General features: G+C 71.0%; 17 protein-coding genes. 8 read left to right on the top strand and 9 right to left on the bottom strand.

Features of this window, described 5'->3' with window-relative positions; translation table 11 throughout:
- Positions 1–94 precede the first annotated feature (94 nt).
- A complete protein-coding gene (locus VT85_RS12085) occupies positions 95–2,329 on the top strand; it encodes a glycoside hydrolase family 2 protein (protein ID WP_197491236.1) in 2,235 nt (744 codons plus the stop codon).
- Between the two features lie 465 nt (positions 2,330–2,794).
- On the opposite strand, the gene VT85_RS12080 is transcribed toward VT85_RS12085, so the two are convergent.
- Positions 2,795–5,182: an FG-GAP repeat domain-containing protein gene (locus VT85_RS12080; protein ID WP_082858553.1), complete on the bottom strand. Its 2,388-nt coding sequence runs from the start codon at positions 5,180–5,182 to the stop codon at positions 2,795–2,797.
- A 236-nt stretch (positions 5,183–5,418) separates the two neighbouring features.
- Between VT85_RS12080 and VT85_RS12075 the strand changes: the two genes are divergently transcribed.
- The 4 genes from VT85_RS12075 to VT85_RS28455 all read left to right on the top strand — a co-directional run bounded on the left by VT85_RS12075 (position 5,419) and on the right by VT85_RS28455 (position 9,568).
- Positions 5,419–5,697 carry a hypothetical protein gene (locus VT85_RS12075; RefSeq protein WP_068415219.1) on the top strand — a complete coding sequence of 93 codons (279 nt, stop codon included), beginning with the start codon at positions 5,419–5,421 and terminating at the stop codon, positions 5,695–5,697.
- 245 nt (positions 5,698–5,942) lie between these two features.
- Positions 5,943–7,856 carry a type II and III secretion system protein family protein gene (locus tag VT85_RS12070; protein ID WP_068415217.1) on the top strand — a complete coding sequence of 638 codons (1,914 nt, stop codon included), beginning with the start codon at positions 5,943–5,945 and terminating at the stop codon, positions 7,854–7,856.
- Between the two features lie 204 nt (positions 7,857–8,060).
- Positions 8,061–8,687: a hypothetical protein gene (locus tag VT85_RS28460; RefSeq protein WP_068415214.1), complete on the top strand. Its 627-nt coding sequence runs from the start codon at positions 8,061–8,063 to the stop codon at positions 8,685–8,687.
- 56 nt (positions 8,688–8,743) lie between these two features.
- A complete protein-coding gene (locus VT85_RS28455; RefSeq protein WP_082858550.1) occupies positions 8,744–9,568 on the top strand; it encodes a tetratricopeptide repeat protein in 825 nt (274 codons plus the stop codon).
- A gap of 8 nt (positions 9,569–9,576) precedes the next feature.
- Here VT85_RS28455 and VT85_RS12055 read toward each other — a convergent pair whose 3' ends face one another.
- The 8 genes from VT85_RS12055 to VT85_RS12020 all read right to left on the bottom strand — a co-directional run bounded on the left by VT85_RS12055 (position 9,577) and on the right by VT85_RS12020 (position 16,521).
- Positions 9,577–10,551 carry a type II secretion system F family protein gene (locus tag VT85_RS12055; protein WP_068415208.1) on the bottom strand — a complete coding sequence of 325 codons (975 nt, stop codon included), beginning with the start codon at positions 10,549–10,551 and terminating at the stop codon, positions 9,577–9,579.
- A gap of 39 nt (positions 10,552–10,590) precedes the next feature.
- The gene (locus VT85_RS12050) at positions 10,591–11,565 is read right to left on the bottom strand and encodes a type II secretion system F family protein (RefSeq protein ID WP_068415205.1); all 975 of its coding nucleotides are present in this window, start codon (positions 11,563–11,565) and stop codon (positions 10,591–10,593) included.
- The gene (locus VT85_RS12045; protein ID WP_082858549.1) at positions 11,565–12,986 is read right to left on the bottom strand and encodes a CpaF family protein; all 1,422 of its coding nucleotides are present in this window, start codon (positions 12,984–12,986) and stop codon (positions 11,565–11,567) included. The genes VT85_RS12050 and VT85_RS12045 overlap by 1 nt, the downstream gene beginning before the upstream one ends.
- Before the next feature lie 107 nt (positions 12,987–13,093).
- A complete protein-coding gene (locus VT85_RS12040; RefSeq protein WP_068415203.1) occupies positions 13,094–14,278 on the bottom strand; it encodes a CpaE family protein in 1,185 nt (394 codons plus the stop codon).
- 58 nt (positions 14,279–14,336) lie between these two features.
- Entirely contained in the window at positions 14,337–15,272 is a 936-nt protein-coding gene (gene cpaB / locus VT85_RS12035; protein ID WP_068415200.1) for a Flp pilus assembly protein CpaB, read from the bottom strand.
- Positions 15,269–15,934: a prepilin peptidase gene (locus VT85_RS12030; protein WP_156512825.1), complete on the bottom strand. Its 666-nt coding sequence runs from the start codon at positions 15,932–15,934 to the stop codon at positions 15,269–15,271. The genes cpaB and VT85_RS12030 overlap by 4 nt, the downstream gene beginning before the upstream one ends.
- A 49-nt stretch (positions 15,935–15,983) precedes the next feature.
- On the bottom strand, positions 15,984–16,244 hold the full coding sequence (locus VT85_RS12025; RefSeq protein WP_068415194.1) for a Flp family type IVb pilin: 261 nt from the start codon (positions 16,242–16,244) through the stop codon (positions 15,984–15,986).
- Between the two features lie 100 nt (positions 16,245–16,344).
- Complete coding sequence (locus VT85_RS12020) at positions 16,345–16,521, bottom strand: Flp family type IVb pilin (protein ID WP_068415191.1); 177 nt, start codon at positions 16,519–16,521, stop codon at positions 16,345–16,347.
- 716 nt (positions 16,522–17,237) lie between these two features.
- Here VT85_RS12020 and VT85_RS12015 point away from each other — a divergent pair.
- From VT85_RS12015 to VT85_RS12005, 3 genes are read left to right on the top strand one after another with little or no spacing between them, the layout of a single operon-like run.
- On the top strand, positions 17,238–17,663 hold the full coding sequence (locus VT85_RS12015; RefSeq protein ID WP_068415188.1) for a TadE/TadG family type IV pilus assembly protein: 426 nt from the start codon (positions 17,238–17,240) through the stop codon (positions 17,661–17,663).
- Between the two features lie 5 nt (positions 17,664–17,668).
- The gene (locus VT85_RS12010; RefSeq protein ID WP_156512824.1) at positions 17,669–18,073 is read left to right on the top strand and encodes a TadE family protein; all 405 of its coding nucleotides are present in this window, start codon (positions 17,669–17,671) and stop codon (positions 18,071–18,073) included.
- A gap of 40 nt (positions 18,074–18,113) precedes the next feature.
- A complete protein-coding gene (locus tag VT85_RS12005; protein WP_068415181.1) occupies positions 18,114–19,397 on the top strand; it encodes a pilus assembly protein TadG-related protein in 1,284 nt (427 codons plus the stop codon).
- The last annotated feature ends 10 nt before the right edge of the window (positions 19,398–19,407 follow it).

Genomic DNA, 19,407 nt, shown 5'->3' with positions numbered 1-19,407 from the left:
CTACGTGCGATAATCGAACCCCCACCCCTTCGGAGACGAACCGGCGCGACGGCCGGCGTCTCCGACCGCATTCGAATCGGAAAGGATTCAACCCGTGCGACGCATCCTCTTGGGCGCCCTGCTGGCCGCCGCGCCGGCGATCGCCCTCGCCGCCGACGACGCGAAGACCTGGGAGCCCGCCCCGAGCACGCTCAAGACCCGATGGGCGGCCCAGGTCGACCCGGCCACCGTGCACTCCGAATACCCCCGTCCCCAGCTCGTCCGCGAGAAGTGGACGAACCTGAACGGCCTGTGGGACCACGCCGTCCGGCCGACGGCCGACGCCCGGCCCGACGTGTTCGACGGCCCGATCCTCGTCCCGTTCCCGATCGAATCGGCCCTGAGCGGCGTGAAGAAGGGGGTCAAGCCCGACGAGACGCTCTGGTATCGCCGGACGTTCGCCCTGGAAGAGCCGGCCGCCGGGACGCGGTTCCTGCTCCACTTCGGGGCCGTCGACTGGGCGGCGACCGTCACCGTCAACGGCAAGGAGGTCGGGAGCCACAAGGGGGGCTACGATCCGTTCAGCTTCGACGTCACCGACGCGCTCGACTTCGGCAAGCCGGGCCAGGAGATCGTCGTCGCGGTCACGGACCCGACCGACCAGGGGGGCCAGCCCCGGGGCAAGCAGGTCCTCAAGCCCGAGGGGATCTGGTACACGCCCGTCACCGGCATCTGGCAGACGGTCTGGCTGGAGCCCGTCCCCGCCGCGCGGATCGACTCCTTGAAGATCGTCCCGGACGTCGACGCCGGGGAAGTCCACGTCACCCCCACGGTCGTCGGCGGCGAGCCCGGCGAGGCCGTCCGCGTGTTGGTGTTCGACGGCGACGACGTGATCGCCGAGGGGACCGGCCCGGCCGGCGAGCCGATCAAGATCGCCATCGCCGAGCCCAAGCTCTGGGGCCCCGACTCCCCCTTCCTCTACGACCTCAAGGCCACGCTCGGCGCCGGCGACGCCGTCGGCTCGTACTTCGGGATGCGGAAGATCGAGCTGGGCAAGGACGAGGCCGGCGTGGTCCGGCTGATGCTCAACGACCGGCCCCTGTTCCAGTACGGCCCGCTCGACCAGGGCTGGTGGCCGGACGGCCTCTACACCGCCCCGACCGACGAGGCCCTCAAGTACGACCTCGACGTGACGAAGCAGCTCAACTTCAACATGATCCGCAAGCATGTGAAGGTCGAGCCCGCCCGCTGGTATCGCTACTGCGACGAGATGGGCCTGCTCGTCTGGCAGGACATGCCCTCCGGCGACAACAAGACCGACGCCGACCATGAGCAGTTCGACGTCGAATGGAAGGCCGTCGTCGACGCCCTCCACAACCATCCGTCGATCGTCATGTGGGTGCCGTTCAACGAGGGCTGGGGCCAGCACGACACCGAGCGCGTCGTCGCCTGGACCAAGGATTACGACCCCACCCGGATCGTCAACAACGCCAGCGGCTGGACCGACAAGGGCGTGGGCGACGTGAACGACATGCACAACTACCCCGGCCCCGGAATGCCCGCCCTCGAGGAGAACCGGGCGGCCGTGCTGGGCGAGTTCGGCGGTCTCGGCCTGCCGATCGAGGGCCACGTCCTGCTGGAGAAGGGGAACTGGGGCTACGTCAGCTTCAAGAGCCCCGAGGAGCTGGGCGAACGCTACCTGGGCCTGGTCGACCGCCTGAAGGTGCTCGCCGGCCTGGGCCTGAGCGCCGCGGTCTACACCCAGACGACCGACGTGGAGATCGAGGTCAACGGCTTCATGACCTACGACCGCGAGGTGATGAAGTTCCCGGTCGACGCCGTGGCTCAGGCCCACGCCGCGCTCTACGACGTGGCGGCGCCGCTGCGGGCGAACGTCCTGATCCCCACCGCGCAGACCGCGCCCCAGGAGTGGAAGTACACGACCGACGACGTCGCCGCCGAGGGCTGGAACCAGCCCGACTTCGACGACTCCGGCTGGGCGTCCGGCCTCTCCGGGTTCGGCACGAAGGAGACCCCCAACACCGTCGTCAACACCGAGTGGACGACCCCCGAGATCCGCATCCGCAAGGAAATCGACCTCGCCGAGGCGCCGACCGGCCAGATCTGGCTCTCGATCCACCACGACGACGAGGCCGAGATCTTCCTCAACGGCCAGTCCGTCGCCAAGCTCGGCCGGTGGGTGTCGAACTACGAACTCGTCCCCCTCGGCCCCGACGCCGCCCAGGCCCTCAAGGCCGGCCGCAACGTCATCGCCGTCTCCTGCCGCCAGGACAAGGGAGGCCAGTACATCGACGTCGGCGTGATCGAGGTCAAGCAGGCCAATCCCTGATCGGATCCGCCCTCCCGCGATCGCGACACGGCCCCGCCCAATTCGGCGGGGCCGCTCGCGTTTCGAAGCCCCGGGCGCTCCGATCGGAAGCATGAAGTCCTTCCCCCCTCGCGGGGGAAGGTGGCCCGCAGGGCCGGATGAGGGGGAAGACCAGCACGAAGACCGACGGTGGTACGAGCGGACGGACCGCGAATCCCGACGGCTTCCGTGCTCGTCCTCCCCCTCATCTGACGCCTCCGGCGTCTGTCTTACCCCGCCAGGGGGAAGACCATTTTGAGCACCAAAACCGTCGGCGTTTCAAGCGGCCGGGTTGCGAATCCCGACGGCTCTCGCGCTCGTCTTCCCCCGCGAGGGTGGGAGACCGTGATGCGCGATCGGAGGCCCGCGCCGGCCTGGGGATGCGACGGCGGCCGTCGCCCTCATCCGGCCTACGGCTCTTCCCCGCTCGCGGCGGGCGACCCGGGGTTACTGGGGGGCGGCGGCGGTCTCGGGGGGCTTCTTCTCGTCGGGGCCGGGGTCCTGGCGGAGGATGACGACGCGGTCGTGGAGGATGACGACGAGGTCGGTGCGGCCGTCGCCGTCGACGTCGCCGGCGGCCATTTCCCGGGGCTCGAACGAGGCGCCGCCGCCCCGGAACGACTTGCGCTCGTAGAGCTTGAAGGTGAGGGCGTGGAGGAGGTCCTCGCCGCCGTCGAAGGTGGCGACGTCCAGGGCCTGTTCGGCGACGTCGGTGAAGATCACGTCGGCGACGCCGTCGGCGTTGAAGTCGCCGGCGATGAGGTCGCCGAGCCGTCCCTCGACGGTGCGAGGCTCGTAGCTGGCGATGACCTTGAGGCGGCGGCCGCGTCCCCCGGTCTGGAGCACGGCGAAGCGGTCGGTCCCGGCGATCAGGAGGTCGTCGCGTCCGTCGCCGTCGAAGTCGCCGACGTGCAGGCCGTCGAAGTTGACCGCCCCCACGGAGAGGCTGCCGGCCTGGCGGTAGACGCCGTCCTTGGGGGTCAGGAACAGGAGCGACTTGGTGCTGCGGTCGAGGAGGACGACGTCCTTGCGGCCCTCGCCGTCGAGGTCGAGCGCAGCGGCGCCCTGGATCTGGGCCGTGCCTCGGGCGGCGTTGAACTGGTCCTTGATCTGCCACTGGCCCTGGTCGTCGAGCTGGACGCGGCGGGCGAAGGTGTTCTGGGCGACCATCAGGGCGGGCCCGTCCAGGTCCGCCACGGTCAGGGCGGCGGGGGTCGCGCCGCCGAGCGGGCCGAGGCCGCCGGTGAACGGCTTCAGGGCCTCGTCCTTCTGGCCCAGCAGCAGGATCGGCGAGCCAAAGGCGCTGAAGACCAGGAAATCGGTCTCGCCGTCGTGGTTCACATCGAAGGCCTGGATCGCCGTGGGGGCCCCGGAGAGGCCCGCGAGGGGCGCGGACTCGGTCGCGCCGAACTTGACCTCGGCGAACCCGCCGGGCCCGTCGGCGCGGATCGCCCGCAGTTCGAAGGAGTCGGCCCCCGGCTTGGACCTGGCCGCGTAGACCAGGGCGGGCTTGCCCGATTCGTCGACGTCGGCCAGGGCCATGGCGACGGGTTCGCCCTTGATCGGCAGGGCGGCGGGGAAGGTCAGACGGTTCTCCTCGAATCGGCTCCGGCCGATCTGCTTCTCCTGCTCGGAGAGGACGTAGACCTCGTCTCGGCCGTCGCCGTCGAGGTCGGCCAGGACGGTCCCCTTGCCCCCCAGCAGGCCGGGGAACGACTCGCCGGTGCTGAGGCCCGCCTCGCCGGCCTGGCGGTAGACCCAGACCTGGGCGTTGGCCGGGTCGGTGACGACCACGTCCTTGCGCTTGTCGCCGTCGAGGTCTCCCACGGCCAGGCTGCGGCCGCGTTCGTTCCCCCTGGGGAAGCCGAAGAAGACCAGGCGGCCCCAGCGGTCGTCGGAGTCGGGCGCCGACTCGTCGAGCGTGTAGACCTTGCCCCGGCCGGACTGCTCCTCGACCGTCAGCAGCTCGACGCCCCCCTTGCCGTCGATCTGGCCGAACGCCAGGGCCCGGGGGGTCGCCAGGGCGAACCGGCGCTCGGGCCCGAGCTTCTTGTCGGCCGTGGCGAAGCGGACGTGGATCGGGTGCTCGGGGTCGCCGTCCATGATGACGAGATCGGCCGCGCCGTCGCCGTCGAGGTCGTGGATCTTGACCATCCGGGGGTTGGTCGCCGTGTGCGGGACCCGTTCGGGCTCGGAGAGGACGCCGGGCTCGGGCTGGCGGATCAGGACCAGTTCGCCCTCCGCCAGCAGCGCCACGTCGTCGCGGCCGTCCTGGTCGAAATCGCCGACGGCCAGGGCGTTGGGGGCCTCCACGGCGTCGCCGCACTTGATCCGCCTGGGGGGCCCGAACTTGCCCGCCCCCTCGTTGTGGAGGATGACGATCTCGGCCGGGGAGCCGTAGAAGATCAGGTCGGGCTTGCCGTCGCCGTTGAAGTCGCCGGCGCCCAGGCTGACGATCTCGCGATCGACCGGGAGGTTGGCGGACCGCATCCGCTTGTCGGACTCCAGGTCGTTGACCTCCTTGCGGAAGGGCCGGGAGTCGGCCGCGCCGGCGGGCTTCTGGGAGGAGAGGAGGAGGTCGATCCGCGACCGGGCGTTGTCGGCGACGATCACGTCGTCGACCTTGTCGCCGTCGACGTCCGCGAGCGTCAGGTTGCTGATCCGGTATTCGAGCTTGTAGATCTCCAGCGGCAGGAACCCGAAGTAGTCGGCCAACCTGGGCTTGCCGGACGGCGCCGGGGCCTCTTCCGCGAAGGCGCGTCCCGCGCCCCCCGCCCCGATCCCGAGGCAGGCCCAAACGAGAACGATCCCGCGAATCCTGAGCGGTGTGATCATCGAACGGTTCCCGACGTACGGCGGCTGAGGGCGGAACGGCCGACGCTTCGGCCTTCTCCGGCCCCCAGACTACGACCCCCGCCCGGAATCGACAAGTGGGGGCCTGGCCCGGTCGGGGAAACCATGCGGCCTCGAACATCGTCCCGCGGGCATGGGTCTTGCGTGTGGAGAAATTCGTCGAAACCCGACGCGAGCGGATCGCGCCGCCACCAGGCCCCTCATCCAGGAGAGACGTCATGCCCAACGTGGGATCCAACAAGGGCGAGAAGAATCGCGGCCCGACCAGCAGCGGCCACGGGGCCCTCGGCATGGGCGGCCAGCCCAGCGACGACCCTCGCGACCTGCGGGCGGGGGGCGGGGACGACTTGGAGGAGGAGGAACGCGGTTCCGGGACCGGCCCGATCCCCGGCGCGAGCGGCTCGCCGAGCGGCGACCTCTCCGCCGGATCGGTCGCCGGCGTCCCCGGCGACAAGTCCATCGAGGAACAGATCGAACGCGAGGCCAAGCCTTCCTGACGCCCGAAGCCAGGACCGGAGCCGGGGCCCGCCGCGGGCCCCGGCCGGCGTCTCGCCAAGGACGCCCAGACTTGGCGGGACGTCGAGGAACGGGCTGCGCCGCCGGCACGGCCTAAGAAGGGGGGAAACTTTTCGCGGACCCACCGTCGAGCGGCGATTAAGCTCAAGTCGCCGGAGCGAACGCGCCGAAGAAGTCCAATAACGGACTTTGACGATTATCTCGTTTATTCGGCGGCGGCCCGCTCATGAAGGATTCGCGCACGACGAGCCGAGGGACGGACCGGGGCGGGGCCTTCGCGAGGTCGCTCCTCGCGACGGCGCTGATGCTGTCGGCGTCGGGCCTTGCCGCCCAGGACGCCTCGCCCGCGCCGCCGATGATCCCCCTGCCCCCCCCTCCCCGGGTCGAGGCCGAACTCGACGCCGAGGCCGATTCGGGCGGGCTCGCGATCCCCGCGCTTCCGGACGGTCCCACGGCCCCGGTCCTCTCGGGGGCCTCGCCGTCGTCGGTCATCGAGATCAAGGTCGGCCAGGGCCGATTCCTGACCTTCCCCGAGGATCTCGCGCAGCCCGGCAAGCCCGCCCCGTTCCTGGCCGTCGGCGACCCGATGGTGGCGGACTTCTTCCAGATTGGGCCGAGGCAGATCCGGCTGATGGGGAAGCGGCTGGGGATCACCGACCTGATGATCACCGCGGCCTCCGGGCGGACGTTCGAGTACGAGCTGCGGATCATCCCCGACCTCCCGGCGCTGGAGGCGGAGCTGAAGCGGCTGTTCCCGGACGCCAGCCTCAGCCTGTCGCCGCTCCGCGACAAGGTCGTCGTCGAGGGCCAGGCCCGCGACGTCAGCCAGGTCTCGCGGATCGTCCTGGCCATCGACGGATACATCCGCAACGCCCAGCGGGTCGTGATCCAGGGTCAGGTCGGCAACGCCCGGAACGCGATCGAGGAGGCCGACCCGGACGCCCCCGAAAGCGGCTCCCCGATGACACCCCCCGCCGCGACGCCGACCCCCGTGAACGACCGCCTCGGCCCTGTCGGGTTCGCCGGCGATCTCGGCGGGATGGCCGGAGGGATGGGAGGGGGCCCGATCGCGCCGCCGTCCACGCCGGGGTCGATCACGGCCAACCAGATCGCCACCAACCAGACCCAGGTCGTCAACCTGATCCGCGTGCCGACCTCGCAGCAGGTGCTGCTCAAGGTCCGGGTCGCCGAGCTGAACCGGACGGCGTTCCGCGAGATCGGCGCCGACTTCCTGGCCTCCATCCCCCAGTTCGGCAGCCTGTTCGGGACCCAGATCGGCGGTTCGTCGTTCGAGCCGGGGCGGATCGGCCGGTCGACCTTCAATCCCGACATCTCGAAGGTCGACCCGCGGAACATCGCCATGGGGGCGGGCTCCACGGTCTTCGGGACGTTCTCCCAGGCCCGATTCAACGTGGTCCTCTCGGCGCTGAGGCGGAACAACCTGCTGAAGATCCTGGCGGAGCCGAACCTCGTGACGCTCAACGGCCACCAGGCCGACTTCCTCGCCGGCGGCCAGTTCCCGGTGCCGATCAACTCGGGGCTGGGCGGGGGCGTCGGCGGCGGCAACGTCCAGGTGCAGTTCAAGGACTTCGGCGTCCGCCTGGCGTTCCTCCCCTTCGTCGAGGACGGCGAGACCATCCGCCTGACCGTCGACCCCGAGGTCAGCTCGATCGACTTCTCGCTGGGGACCACCCTCGTCCCCGGCGGGACGCCCGTCCCCGGCCTGAACATCCGGCGGTCCCACACCACCGTCGAATTGAAGCAGGGGGAGACGCTGGCCATCGCCGGCCTCATGCAGCTGACCCTGGACGGCCAGACCCAGCGCATCCCCGGCCTGGGAGACCTCCCCTACATCGGCGCCTTCTTCAGCAACACCACGAGCAACCGGGTCGAGAAGGAGCTGGTGGTGCTGGTGACCCCGTACCTCATCGAGCCGATGCGACCGGGCCAGGTCCCCCCCACGCCCGGCGACGAGATCGACCAGCCCAACGACCTGGAGTTCTTCTTCATGAACCGGATCGAGGGCCGCACCGGGGTCGACGCGCGGGCGACGACCATGTACGACGACCCGCTCCATCTGGTCCGCCCCGCGCTCATCGAGCGCAAATACCTGAGCGGCCCCGTGGGGTACTCGAAGTGAACCAGGAGCGAACCGCGATGAAGCCGACCTTCCGACGCTTCCAGGCGTGCGCCCCCCTGATCCTCGGCCTGGGCCTGGGGCTCGGGCCGGCGACGGCTCGCGAGGCCTCGGCGCAGCAGGGCGGCGGCGGCGCGGCGGTCGTGATCCCACCGCCCCGGCCTCCCGCCCCCGCCCCGCCGGCCCCCGGTCGCCCTCCCCGCGCCCGTGGTCGTCGACGCCCCTCCCGACGACGTCGAGACCCGGCTGGATCGGCCCCCCCTCGACCCGGTCGCCCTCGAGAGGAAGGGGCCGCACTTCTTCTTCAAGAAGATCCGGTCGTGGCACTGGCGGCGGGCCCAGGGGAAGGTGCTCGGCTACCCCGAGGAGTTCAAGCCCCGGCCCCTGGGGACGTCGGTCCACGCCATGGGGAGGACGATGGCCGCCAACGGCGCCGAGGCCCGGCTCGCCCTGCACCACTACGACTTCGTCCCGGGCTCGGCCGAGCTGAACGAGCGGGGCCGCGACCAGCTCCAGAAGCTGTCGGCCCAGCTCGCCGCGAGCCCCTACCCGCTGATCGTCGAGCGGACGCCGAACGACCCGGAACTGGCCGGCGAGCGGCGGCGGGCCGTCCTGGACCTGCTGGCCGCCGCGTCGTTCCCGATCGCCGAGGACCGCGTGCTCGTCGGCCAGCCGCTGCCGTTCGGCATGTCGGGCGTGAACTCGCAGGTCATCAGCGCGAACATCCTGAACCGGACCCAGCAGTACGGCCCGCCGATCCCGATCAACGCGAACGGCGTGAACAGCCCCAGCGGCGTCACCAACCAGATGATCGGGGCGGTCCCCGGCCAGTGAGCGGGGTGCCTCGCCATCGTCGGCCTGAACGGAATGAAACCGAACGGAAGGGTGGGATGATCATGCGACCGGGTGCTCGCGCAGGCCGGATTCTCGGGTTGGCCCTCGTCGCGGCGGCGCTCGCCATGGGCGCCGGCTGCCGAGGCGGCGCCGGCCGCCGCGTCGAGCACGAATCGGCGAGCCTGCTGAACGGCCTGGGCCCGTCGAAGGTCTCGCGACGGCAGGCGGCCGACGTCGAGGTCGCGCTGGGCCGCTCGCAGGAGGAGTCGGGCGACCTGGCCGGGGCCGAGGCCGCCTATCGCGACGCCCTGAAGAAGGACCCCCGCCGCGCCGACGCCGAGGTCCGGCTGGCGGTCCTGGCCGAGGAGCGGGGCGAGCGCAAGCAGGCCGACGAGCACTTCGATCGGGCCGTCAAGCTCGCCCCCAACGACCCGGACGTCCTGTGCGACCGAGGCTACAGCTACTACCTCCAGCGCCGCTGGGCGGACGCCGAAGGGTGCTTCCGCAAGGCGATCAAGAAAGACTCGCGCCACGCGCGGAGCCACAACAACCTGGGCCTGGTCCTGGCCCGCCAGGGGGAACGCGAGGCCGCGCTCGTCGAGTTCGCGAAGGCGGGCTGCGATCGGGCCGACGCGCAGTCGAACCTGGCGTTGGTGCTGGCGATGGAGGGACGCCTGGAGGACGCGCGGGCGATCTACGCGGAGGTCGCCGCCGCCAAGCCGGCCTCCGCCGCCGCCCGCGAAGGCCTCCGCGCCGCCGACGCCGCCCTCGCCGCCCGCTCCGCCCCGCCGGATTTCCTCCCGGGCGAGGCCCTCGCCGCCGCCGTCCCGGCTCCGATCCCGGCCCGATCCCGCCCCCGCGCCGCCCGGACCCCGCCCTGACGCGGGCCTCAGCGACGCGCGGCGATTGACGGGGCCGACGCGCCCGCCCCGCCCTTGACGTCCCCCTGGCTCCCCATCGACTTCATGACCTGGAAGGCGGCCGGCGCCAGCAGGATCACGAAGATGGCCGGGAAGATGCAGAACAGGGTGGGGAAGAGCATCTTGGTCGCCGCCTTCTGCGCCCGCTCCTCGGCCTGCACCTTGCGGCGCTCGCGGATGGTCTCGGAGTGGGTCTTCAGGCTCTTGACCAGGCTGGCCCCGAACCGCTCCGACTGGCCGACGACCGTGGAGAGCGACAGCGCCTCGTCCAGGTCGCTGCGCTGGGCGAAGTGCAGGAGTGCCTCGGCCGGCGAGCGGCCGAGCTGGATCTCGCGGTCGGCGATCCGCAGCTCATAGCCCAGCAGCGGGTGGGCCGAGACGATCTCCTCGGCGACCCGCTTGAGGGAGCTCTGGAAGCTCAGCCCCCCCTCCAGGCAGATGATCAAGACGTCGAGGGCGTCGGGCAAGGCCCGGCGGAGCTTGAGCTGGCGCTTGCCGCGGCGGCGGTCCAGCCAGAAGCTCGGGCCGATCATGCCGGCGATGAACAGGCCCAGCGCCGCGCCCATCGTATAGGCCGGCGGGGCCGCGCCGGTCAGCGTCAGCCCCGCCCCCAGCACCAGGGCGGCCAGCATGATCGACAGCTTGACGCCCAGGAAGACGTGGAGCGCCTGGCGGTGGTAGAGCCCCGCCTGCACCAGCCTCGTGGAGAGGCGGTTGCGCTCGACCTCGTTATCGGGCACGATCACCTTGCCGAGCTTCGGCAGGGCCGCCCGCGCCAGCTTGGCGACCGACTCCGGCCGCTCCGCGCGCTCGGCCTTGCCGGCCAGCTCGTCGAGCCGGTCCGAGAGCCGCCGCCCCTTCCCCGACAACGCCAGGCCGGCGAGCGTCGCCAGGCCGACGGTCGCCGCGAAGACGACGAACAGGATGACCGAATCCGCGTCCATGGCCGCTCCTCGCGATCGGGATCAGGATCAGGATCAGGATCAGAAGTCGAAGTTGACGATCTTGCGGATCCAGAGGACGCCCACCATCTCGATGGCGAAGGTCCCCATGAGGATCTCGGAGTGTTCGAACAGGATCATCGCGTAGTCGCGGTTCATCAGCAGGAGGACCAGGAGCATCACCGGCGGCATCCCCGCCAGGACCCAGCCCTGCATCCGCCCCTCGGCGGTTAGGGCCTGCACCGCCCCCCGGATCCGGTAGCGCTCGCGGACCACCGCGGAGAGCTTCAGGAGCATCTCGGCGAGGTTGCCGCCGGTCTGCTGCTGCACCAGGACGGCCAGGACGAAGATCTTCAGCTCCACGATCCCGGTCCGCCGGGTGAGCTCGCGGAACGTGACCTCCGGCGAGAGCCCGAGGTTCTGCTGCTCGTAGCAGTAGGCGAACTCCGCCGAGATCGGCTGCGGGAATTCCTGGGCCACGCCGAGCACCGCCTGCCCCAGGCTCTGCCCGGCCCGGACCACCCGAGCCATCAGCTCGAAGGCCTCCGGGAGCTGGGAACGGAGCCGCTCGATGCGGGCGTCGCGCACCTTCTTGACGTAGAAGATCGGCGCGACGGCCCCCAGCAGCGCCGCGAGCGCCGCGTCGAGGGGGCGGCCCCGGGCGGCGAACGCCGCGAGGCCCAAAGCCGCGGCGGCCCCCCCGGCGATCGACAGCAGCCGCCCCGGCGTGACCTCCAGCCCGGACTGCTCCACCATCGACTCGAACGCCTGGCTCCAGGTCGGCGAGCCCGAGCCGGCCCGGACCGCGGCGTCCATCTGGTCCAGGTTCTTGAACAGCGAGGCCTTCTTCGCCTTCGCGGCCGACGCCGCCGCCTTCTTCTTGAGGAACTCCACGTCGACCCGGTCGCTGATCCGCGCGCGGTCGCGGAGGAACAGGTCCGAGGCGACCTGGAACACCGCGACCACGAACGCGACGGCCGACGCCGCCGCCAGCCCCAGGACGATCACGTCGTTCATCACGCCCCCTCCCCGCGACCCCGGCCGAACATCCCCCAGAGCCGCTCCCCGCCGCGCGGGTCCTCATCGGGGGGCGGGGGCTCCGGCAGGGGCTTCGACGTCAGGATCCGGCTCTCGAACATCTCGGGCGGGAGCTTCATGCCCGCCTCCTCCAGCCGCTCCAGGCACTTGGGCCGGACCCCGGTGCAGAAGTGGTAGCCCTGCGCGGCCCGGTCCTCGTCGACCCCCGTCTGCTTGAAGACGAAGAGGTCCTGCATGCTGACCACGTCCTCCTCCATGCCGACGATCTCCGAGATCTTCATGATCCGCCGCACGCCCCCGGAGAGCCGCGACGCCTGGACGAGGATCTGCACGGCCGAGGCGATCTGGCGGCGGATGATCCAGATCGGCAGGTCGAAGCCCGCCATGCCGACCATCATCTCCATACGGCCGATCGCGTCGCGGGTGTCGTTGGCGTGGATCGTGGTCATGGAGCCGTCGTGGCCGGTGTTCATGGCCTGGAGCATGTCCAGCGTCTCGGAGCCCCGGCACTCGCCGACGACGATCCGCTCGGGCCGCATCCGCAACGAGTTCTTGACGAGGTCTCGCGTGGAGATGGCCCCCTCCCCCTCGATGTTCGGCGGCCGGGTCTCCATCCGGACGACGTGCGGCTGCTGGAGCCGCAGCTCGGCCGCGTCCTCGATCGTCACCACACGCTCGTCCTCGGGGATGAACGCCGAGAGCGCGTTCAGGAGCGTCGTCTTGCCGGAGCCGGTCCCCCCCGAGATGACCATGTTGACCCGCCCCCTGATGCAGGCGGCCAGGAAGTCGACCATCTCCTGCGTGATGGCCCGCTTCTCGACCAAGTCGTGCGTCAGGAGCGGCGACTTCCCCGCGCGCCGGATCGACAGCAGGCTGCCGTCGAGCGCCAGGGGGGGGATCACCGCGTTGACGCGCGAGCCGTCCGGGAGCCGGGCGTCGCACAGGGGGGAGGTCTCGTCGATCCGCCGGCCGACCCGGCCCACGATCCGCCGGACGATCTCCTGGAGGTGCTTCTCGTCGTTGAAGACGACGTCGGTCCGCTCCAGGCGGCCCCGACGCTCCACGTAGACCACCTTGGGGCCGTTGACCAGGATGTCGGAGACGGTCGCGTCGCGCATCAGGCCCTCGAGCGGGCCGATGCCGAAGGTCTCGTCGAGCACCTCCTCGATCAGCCGCTCCCGCTCGGGGAGGCTCAGCAGGTCGTCGTGCCGCATGCAGAGCTGCTCGGCCCCTCGGCGGATCTCCTCGCGGATCTCGTCCTGGCTCATCGAGCCGATCGACGAGAGCTCCAGCTCGGAGATCAGCTTCTCATGCAGGTCTTTCTTGATCCGCAGGTGCCGCTCCGCCGCCGAGGGGGGGGAGGAGCCCCGCCGGTCCAGATGCACGTCAGTCATGCTCATCGGATTCTTCCGTTCCGGGATGCCGAGGGCCGCGGTCGCGCCGCCCGCCGGGGACTCGAACCGAGGCCCAACCCAACCCTAGGACGCGTTTCGGGGCGTCGTCGGACCTAAAGCGCGGCGACGTTTCGCTTCCGCCAGGGCCGCCAACCGGGCCTCGATTCGGCGGAAGCCGACGCCCCGGCATGCGCCGACGGCGGGACCAGCAGCCTGGCGAGCTGGACCAGGCTCCTCGCCACCTTCGAGGACGGGGCCTCGATCACGAAGGGGACGCCGTTGTTGTTGGCCCGCGCCACCGTCCGGGCGTCTTCCGGGACCGAAAACGCGATGACGCCCCCCAGGGCCTCTTCCGCCTTGGCGTGGGGCACCTCGCCGGGCTGGCCGGAGCGATTGACGACCAGGCGGACCCGGTCGCCGGCCAGGCCAAGGCGGCCCAGGTGCTCCATCGTCCGGTGGACGTTCCGCAGCGAGTTGAAGTCCAGGCGGAAGACGACCGCCAGGACGTCGGCGTCGCGGATCGCCACGAGCTGCTCGTCGCGGAAGTGGTGGTCGACGTCGACCACCACGGCCGGGAAGAGCGATCGCGCCAGGTCGAGCGCGCGGGCCACCCCTTCCGGGCGGACCAGGGGCGCATCGGCCAGCCGCCGGGGGGCGGCGAGCAGGCTCACGCCCGACTCGTGGCGGGCGAACGAGCGTTCGAGCATCACCTTGTCGAACGGGGCGGCCGTCTTGCAGAGGTCGGCCAGGGTGTACGTCGGCTTGAGGTCCAGCAGGGCCGCGAGGTCGCCCGCCTCCAGCTTGAGGTCGAACAGCCCGGCCGACCCGTGCTCCGCCGCCATCGCCGAGGCGAGGTTGGCGGCGATCGTGCTCGACCCCGAGCCGCCGCTGGGCGCCAGCACGGCGACCACCCGGCCGTGCGACGCCCCGGCGTGGGTCGACGCCGCCATCCGCTTGACCGCCGCGTCGAGCTCCGCCTCCAGGTCGGACCTGTCCAGGTAGTCGCGGACGCCGGTCCGCAGGGCCTGCACGACGAGCCGGGCGTCCGAGGTCGGGCCGACCGCCAGCAGCCCGCCGTCGGCCATCGGCGCCAGCCGCGCCAGCAGCTCGAGCGCCGTCGCGGGGTCGGGCGGCAGGACCGCGACCACCAACCCGACGGCCGGCTCGCGGCCCAGCCGCCCCGCCGCCTGGTCGGTCGGCAGGACGTTCGTCTTCGGGCAGTCCCGCTTGTGGAAGGCCAGTACAGACCGGATCCGGGAGGCGATCGACTCGTCGTCGGCGACGATGAAGCAAGGCATGATTAATCCCTTACATCAAGAGCGGCATTCCCTGGAACGTCCGGCGCGAGCCGCGCGTTCAACGCGATCGACGCGGGGGGGCGGGGGTGGCGACGGTCGGCGGGCCCGTCACACCCGCGCCCGTCGCGGGGGGCCGGCCTCGGCGGAGCACGGTGATCTCGTCGCGGCCGGCGGAAGTGCCTCGCAAGGTTCGGATTGAGAGCACCACCGGGACCGGCTCCGGATCAGGGGCCGGGGGCGGCGGGGGCGGGGGCGCCGCCTCGGCGAGCGTCGGCGGAGTCGGGCGGATCAGGCCCAGGTCGGCCAGCGTCGCGGTCGTCTCCTCCGCGTCCGTCTCGTCCTTGCTGTTGCGCAAGGAGAGGTGGAGCGTCCCCTTGTTCTGCGCGAGGTCCAGGATCGAGGCCTGCTTAGGCGTCACCAACAGGGTCACCGACCGGGCCTCGGTGGGGTTGGCCCGGTTGTCGGCCGGGGCGTCGACCATCGTATGCACGGCCAACAGCTCGACGTTCTGGAGGAGGGTCGAGGTCGTCGCGTCCTCGGTCGAGGAGGAGCCGGACGGGGTGAGGGTCAGCAGGACGTCCACCCGGTTCCCCGGCATCAGGAAGCCGGCGAGGCTCGACGAGAAGGTGGGCGTCGTGATCGTGAAGGCCCGCATCCCCGGCTTGATCATCGACGCCAGCCCCGCGCGGCTCCCCTTGGGGAGCAGCTTGGGCTCGATGACGAACTCGCCGGGGAGCATCGGGATGTAGGTGGTCCGCCCCTCCGCCTCCTCGATGGCGGCGAGGCCGCCGGCGGGCGCCTGGCTCTTGGGGACGTTTCGGATCTCGACCGCCGCCGCGTCGATGACCTCGTCGCGCCTGAGGTCGAGCTTGGCGACGACCGCGGGGACGGTCTCCTCGGCGGCCGGCTTCTTCAGGGACGACCGGACGCCCCAGACGGCGGCCAGGCCGCTGCCCAGGGCCAGCAACACGACGGCCAGGGTCTGCGGCCTCATGGCGTGGTCCCTTCAAGGAATGGCGATGGGAGGACGGCCGCGACGCCGACGCGCGACGCCGGGGCGGTCGCGATCGTCGGCGGGGCCTCGAACGGGGTGCGGAATTCATCGAGATCGGCGGCGCGCCAGGCGACCGTCGCGAAGAACCCCAGGCAGGTCATGGCGGCGAACGGCACCAGCCGACGGCGGCGGTCGGGCCGGGCGGCCTCCTCGCGGATCGAGGGGCCTCCCTTCGCGACGAGGTCGCCCCGGCGGAGGCGCAGGATCAGGAACAGCAGGTCGACGGCCGTCGCGGCCAGGCCGCCGCTCAGGACCGTCAGGACTATGGCGTAGAGCCCCGCCGCGAGCGACGCGGCGAGGAAGACCTGGAACGTCAGCGACGGCCCGAGCCAGGCGCCGAGGGCCGTCAGCAGCTTGACGTCCCCCGCCCCCACGCCCCCCATCGCGAAGAAGACGATGAGCAGCCCGAAGCCGGTCAGGGCCCCGAGCCCGCTCGTCGCCAGCCCCGACCAGCCGCCGACCCACGCCGACGCGGCCAGCCCCCCCAGCAGCGCCGGGAACGTCAGGGCGTTGTACACCTTGAACTTCCAGAGGTCGGTCGCGGCGGCGATCAAGGTCGCGACCGCCGCCGACGACAGGAACAGCATTTGCCAGCGGTCCACGGCTCCGTCGCTCCCTTCCACGTCACCTGCGAGAAGTCGGCCCGCTCAATCACTGGGGCATCGGCGGCCCAGCGTCGGCGGGCCCGGCGTCGGCGAATCCGGCCACCGCCAGTTGAAGCTTCGCGGCCGTAACGGTCCCGATCTGGCTCACGGTCAGGATCAGGACGGCGGCGATCAGGCCGAGCATGAGGCCGTACTCGGCCATCGTCGCCCCCACTTCGGCGGCGACGAATCGGCCGAAACCATGTTTCCTCGCGTCGCCGTCGACGGAGTCCGACGGCGTCGCGGAACGCTTCAGGAGTGGAAACATGTCGCACTCCCCGTGAAGTCGACCGGGCGGGCCCCCACGTCCAGAGCCCGCCCCCGGCGAAGACGATCAGTCGTCGGCCCAACGGCGACGGAGTTTTAGCTTAGTTGCCCGCGGTGGACACCGAGGTCTTGACGGTGTCGAACTTGCTGTTGATGGCCGTCCCCAGGGCGGCGGCGCCGGCCATGACGACGACGGCGATCAGGGCGACCATCAGGGCGTACTCGACCATCGTGGCGCCGTCTTCTTCGGTCATCAGGCGGTTCAGGAAATTGCGCATCGGAGTCTCTCCTTGAGGTCAGGGGGGGTGGAGGCCGGCGACGACGGCATCCTCGGCCGGTCGTCGGTGGTTCGTCACGGCGGGCGGGGCCGGGCGGTGGGGCGATCGAGTCGAAGCCCTTCGTCGCGAGCGGGGCGGACGGCGTCAGGCCCGAAAGGGCCCGGGAAACGCCCGATGATCCGACCGGCTCGCGTCCGTCTCCTCCGTCGGCGGCCGACGTGTTCGTGTCGGCCTACAGGGGAATACAAGGTCACGTCCGCGTCCTTGTCAAAAATCGCCGTGAACTTTCATGAGGAAGCCCTCATGGACGCCCCCCGGCCCCCCTCGCGGGCGCATGGCGCGGGGACGTGGCCTTCGTGAGACGGAGATTCGCCTCGCGAGCCTTCGTGAGCTAGGAGTTCTTCAGAGGGAGCGTGGGAAGCCCGCTGGTTCGACGGTCCGCAGGGCCGGATGAGAGGGAGACCCGCACGAAGGCCGTCGGCGTTGCGGGCCGCCGGATCGCGAATCCCGACGGTTCCCGTGCTGGTCCTCCCCCTCATCTGACCCCTTCGGGGTCTGTCTTCCCCCGCGAGGGGGGAAGACGGTTGAGGAGGTCGTCGGCGGTCCGGGCCTGGTCCATAACGTCCTTCCCCCCTCGCGGGGGGAGGGCACGAACGCGACGGCCGCTTTTCGGCCTGTTGGGACGATCGTTCAGACGTTCAGAGGGGAGTCTCGCCATGCGTCGCGTGAGGTCCGGGAAGTCGAGTCGTCGGGGCGCGGCGGCGCTCGAGCTGGCCTTGCTGCTCCCGCCGCTCTGCTTCCTCTGCGTGATCACGATCGACTTCGCCCGCGCCTTCGCCGACGTCATGACGTTGGCCGAGTGCGCCCGCGTCGGGGCGATTCGCGGCGCGACGCGCACCGACAAGCCGGTGTCGTACGGGGAGGTGCAGGCGGACGCGCTGGCCCGGGCCGTCGACCTGGAGACGCCCCCGACCATCGAGCTCCGCCAGGGGACGGACCTCGCGGGGGGGGCCTACGTCGAGGTGGCGGCGCGTTACACCCTCCACCCCCTGTTCCCGTATCCGGGGGTCCCCGATTCGATCTCCATCACCCGGACCGTCCGGATGAGGCGCCCCCCTGGTGACCCGAACCCAGGAGCTTGAAGGCGATGATGAGGCGAAACCGTCAAGGCCGGGGTCGTCGGGGAATCGTGCTCGTGGAGGCCGCCGTCGTCTATCCGGTCCTCCTGACGCTCCTCCTGGGGACCTTCGTCCTCGGCCTCGGGATCTTCCGCTACCACCAGGTCACTTACCTGGCCTGCGAGGCCGCGCGGTGGGCCTCCGTGCGGGGGAAGGAGTTCCAGGCGGAGGCGAAACAGCCGGCGCCGACGAGCGCCACAATGCTGCAATTCGCCAGGGACAAGGCGGTCGGGATGGACGCGACCGCGCTGACCGGCGAGCTCCTCATGACGTCGAGCACGGCGACCGTGACGCTTCGGTATCAGTGGGTGCCGGAGGCTTATCTTCCGGCCGTCACGTTCAGGAGCACCGCGACCTCGCCGATCTCGTACTGAGTCGGGGGCGGTCGAGCTGGATCTGGAAGCGAGGCGACCGATGATGATCCGCGATGCGATCGTGAACCGACGCGGCGCCCGGCGCGGGGCCGTCGCCGTCGTGGCGGCGTTCTGCCTGATCCCCCTGATCGGGGTCCTGGCGCTGGTCTTCGACGCCGGCCTGCTGATGGCCGAATGCCGCCGGGCGCAGGCGGCGGCCGACTCGGCGTCGTTCGCGGCCATCTGCGCCTACCAGGCGGCGGTCGTGGCGAACAACGGCCAGTCCCCCCAGGCGGCGGCCGTCGCCGCGGCCCAGGACTACGCGGCGGCCAACGGCTTCTCGGCCGGCCCAGGTGCCACGGTGACCGTCCGATCCCCGATATCGCCGAGCCGGTACGCAGGCAGGACCGGGGCCTTCGAGGTCGTAATCGTCTCCCACCAGCCCCGGTTCTTCAGCGCGATCTGGGGCGGCGCCCCGATCGACGTCTCCGCCCGCGCGGTCTCCTACCTCAAGCCCAACGCCCCCCCCGCGGTCGTCCTCCTGAACGCGAAGGACCAGGCGAGCCTCTCGGTGGCCGGCAGCGCCCGGATCATCGCCCCGGGCGAGGTCCAGGTGAAGTCGAACCACCTCAAGGCCGCGACCATCAACAACATGGGATACGTCGAGGCGCCGGTCCTCCGGATCGGGGGGGGTCTGGACCTCTACAGCGGCAGCAACACCGACAAGGTCGGCTCGGTCCAGCCCTGGAGCGACCCGGCCGCCATCGTCGACCCCCGGGCGAGCCTCGCCCGGCCGACCACCTCGGGCCTGGCCACCCGCCAGGCCCCCTCGGGCTGGAATCCGACGAACCCCTTCCCGATCGACCCCGGCGTCTACGAGAACGGCCTGAACCTCAGCTCCGGCGGTATGAACTACACCCTGAATCCGGGGGTCTACTACATCCGCAACGGCGACTTCGTCGTCAGCAACGGGGTCCGCGCGACGGGGAACGGGGTGATGATCTACCTGGACAACGGCAACCTCAGCATCCAGGGGGGGAACGGGACCACCCTGAATCCCCCCACCAGCGGCCCCTATGAGGGCATCTCCATCTTCCAGCGATCGGATAAGAACCCGGTCACCGGCGACTACACGCCCCGGACGATCTCGATCGCGAACGGGACGAACAACCAGATCGGAGGGGTGATCTACGCCCCCGGCGCGGCGGCGAACTTCGCGGGGGGCTCGAACAACAAGTACGGCACTCAGTTGATCGTCAACAAGCTGAACCTGTCGAACAACGCCGTCGTCACCATCCCCCAGTGGGCCGGCCCCGCCAAGGTCACTTACCATCTCGTCGAGTGACCCCTCGCCC

This window comes from Planctomyces sp. SH-PL62, assembly GCF_001610895.1.
GTDB lineage: Bacteria > Planctomycetota > Planctomycetia > Isosphaerales > Isosphaeraceae > Paludisphaera.
The sequence above is the reverse complement of the archived record's forward strand: the minus strand, read 5'-3'. Positions and strand labels throughout refer to the sequence as shown.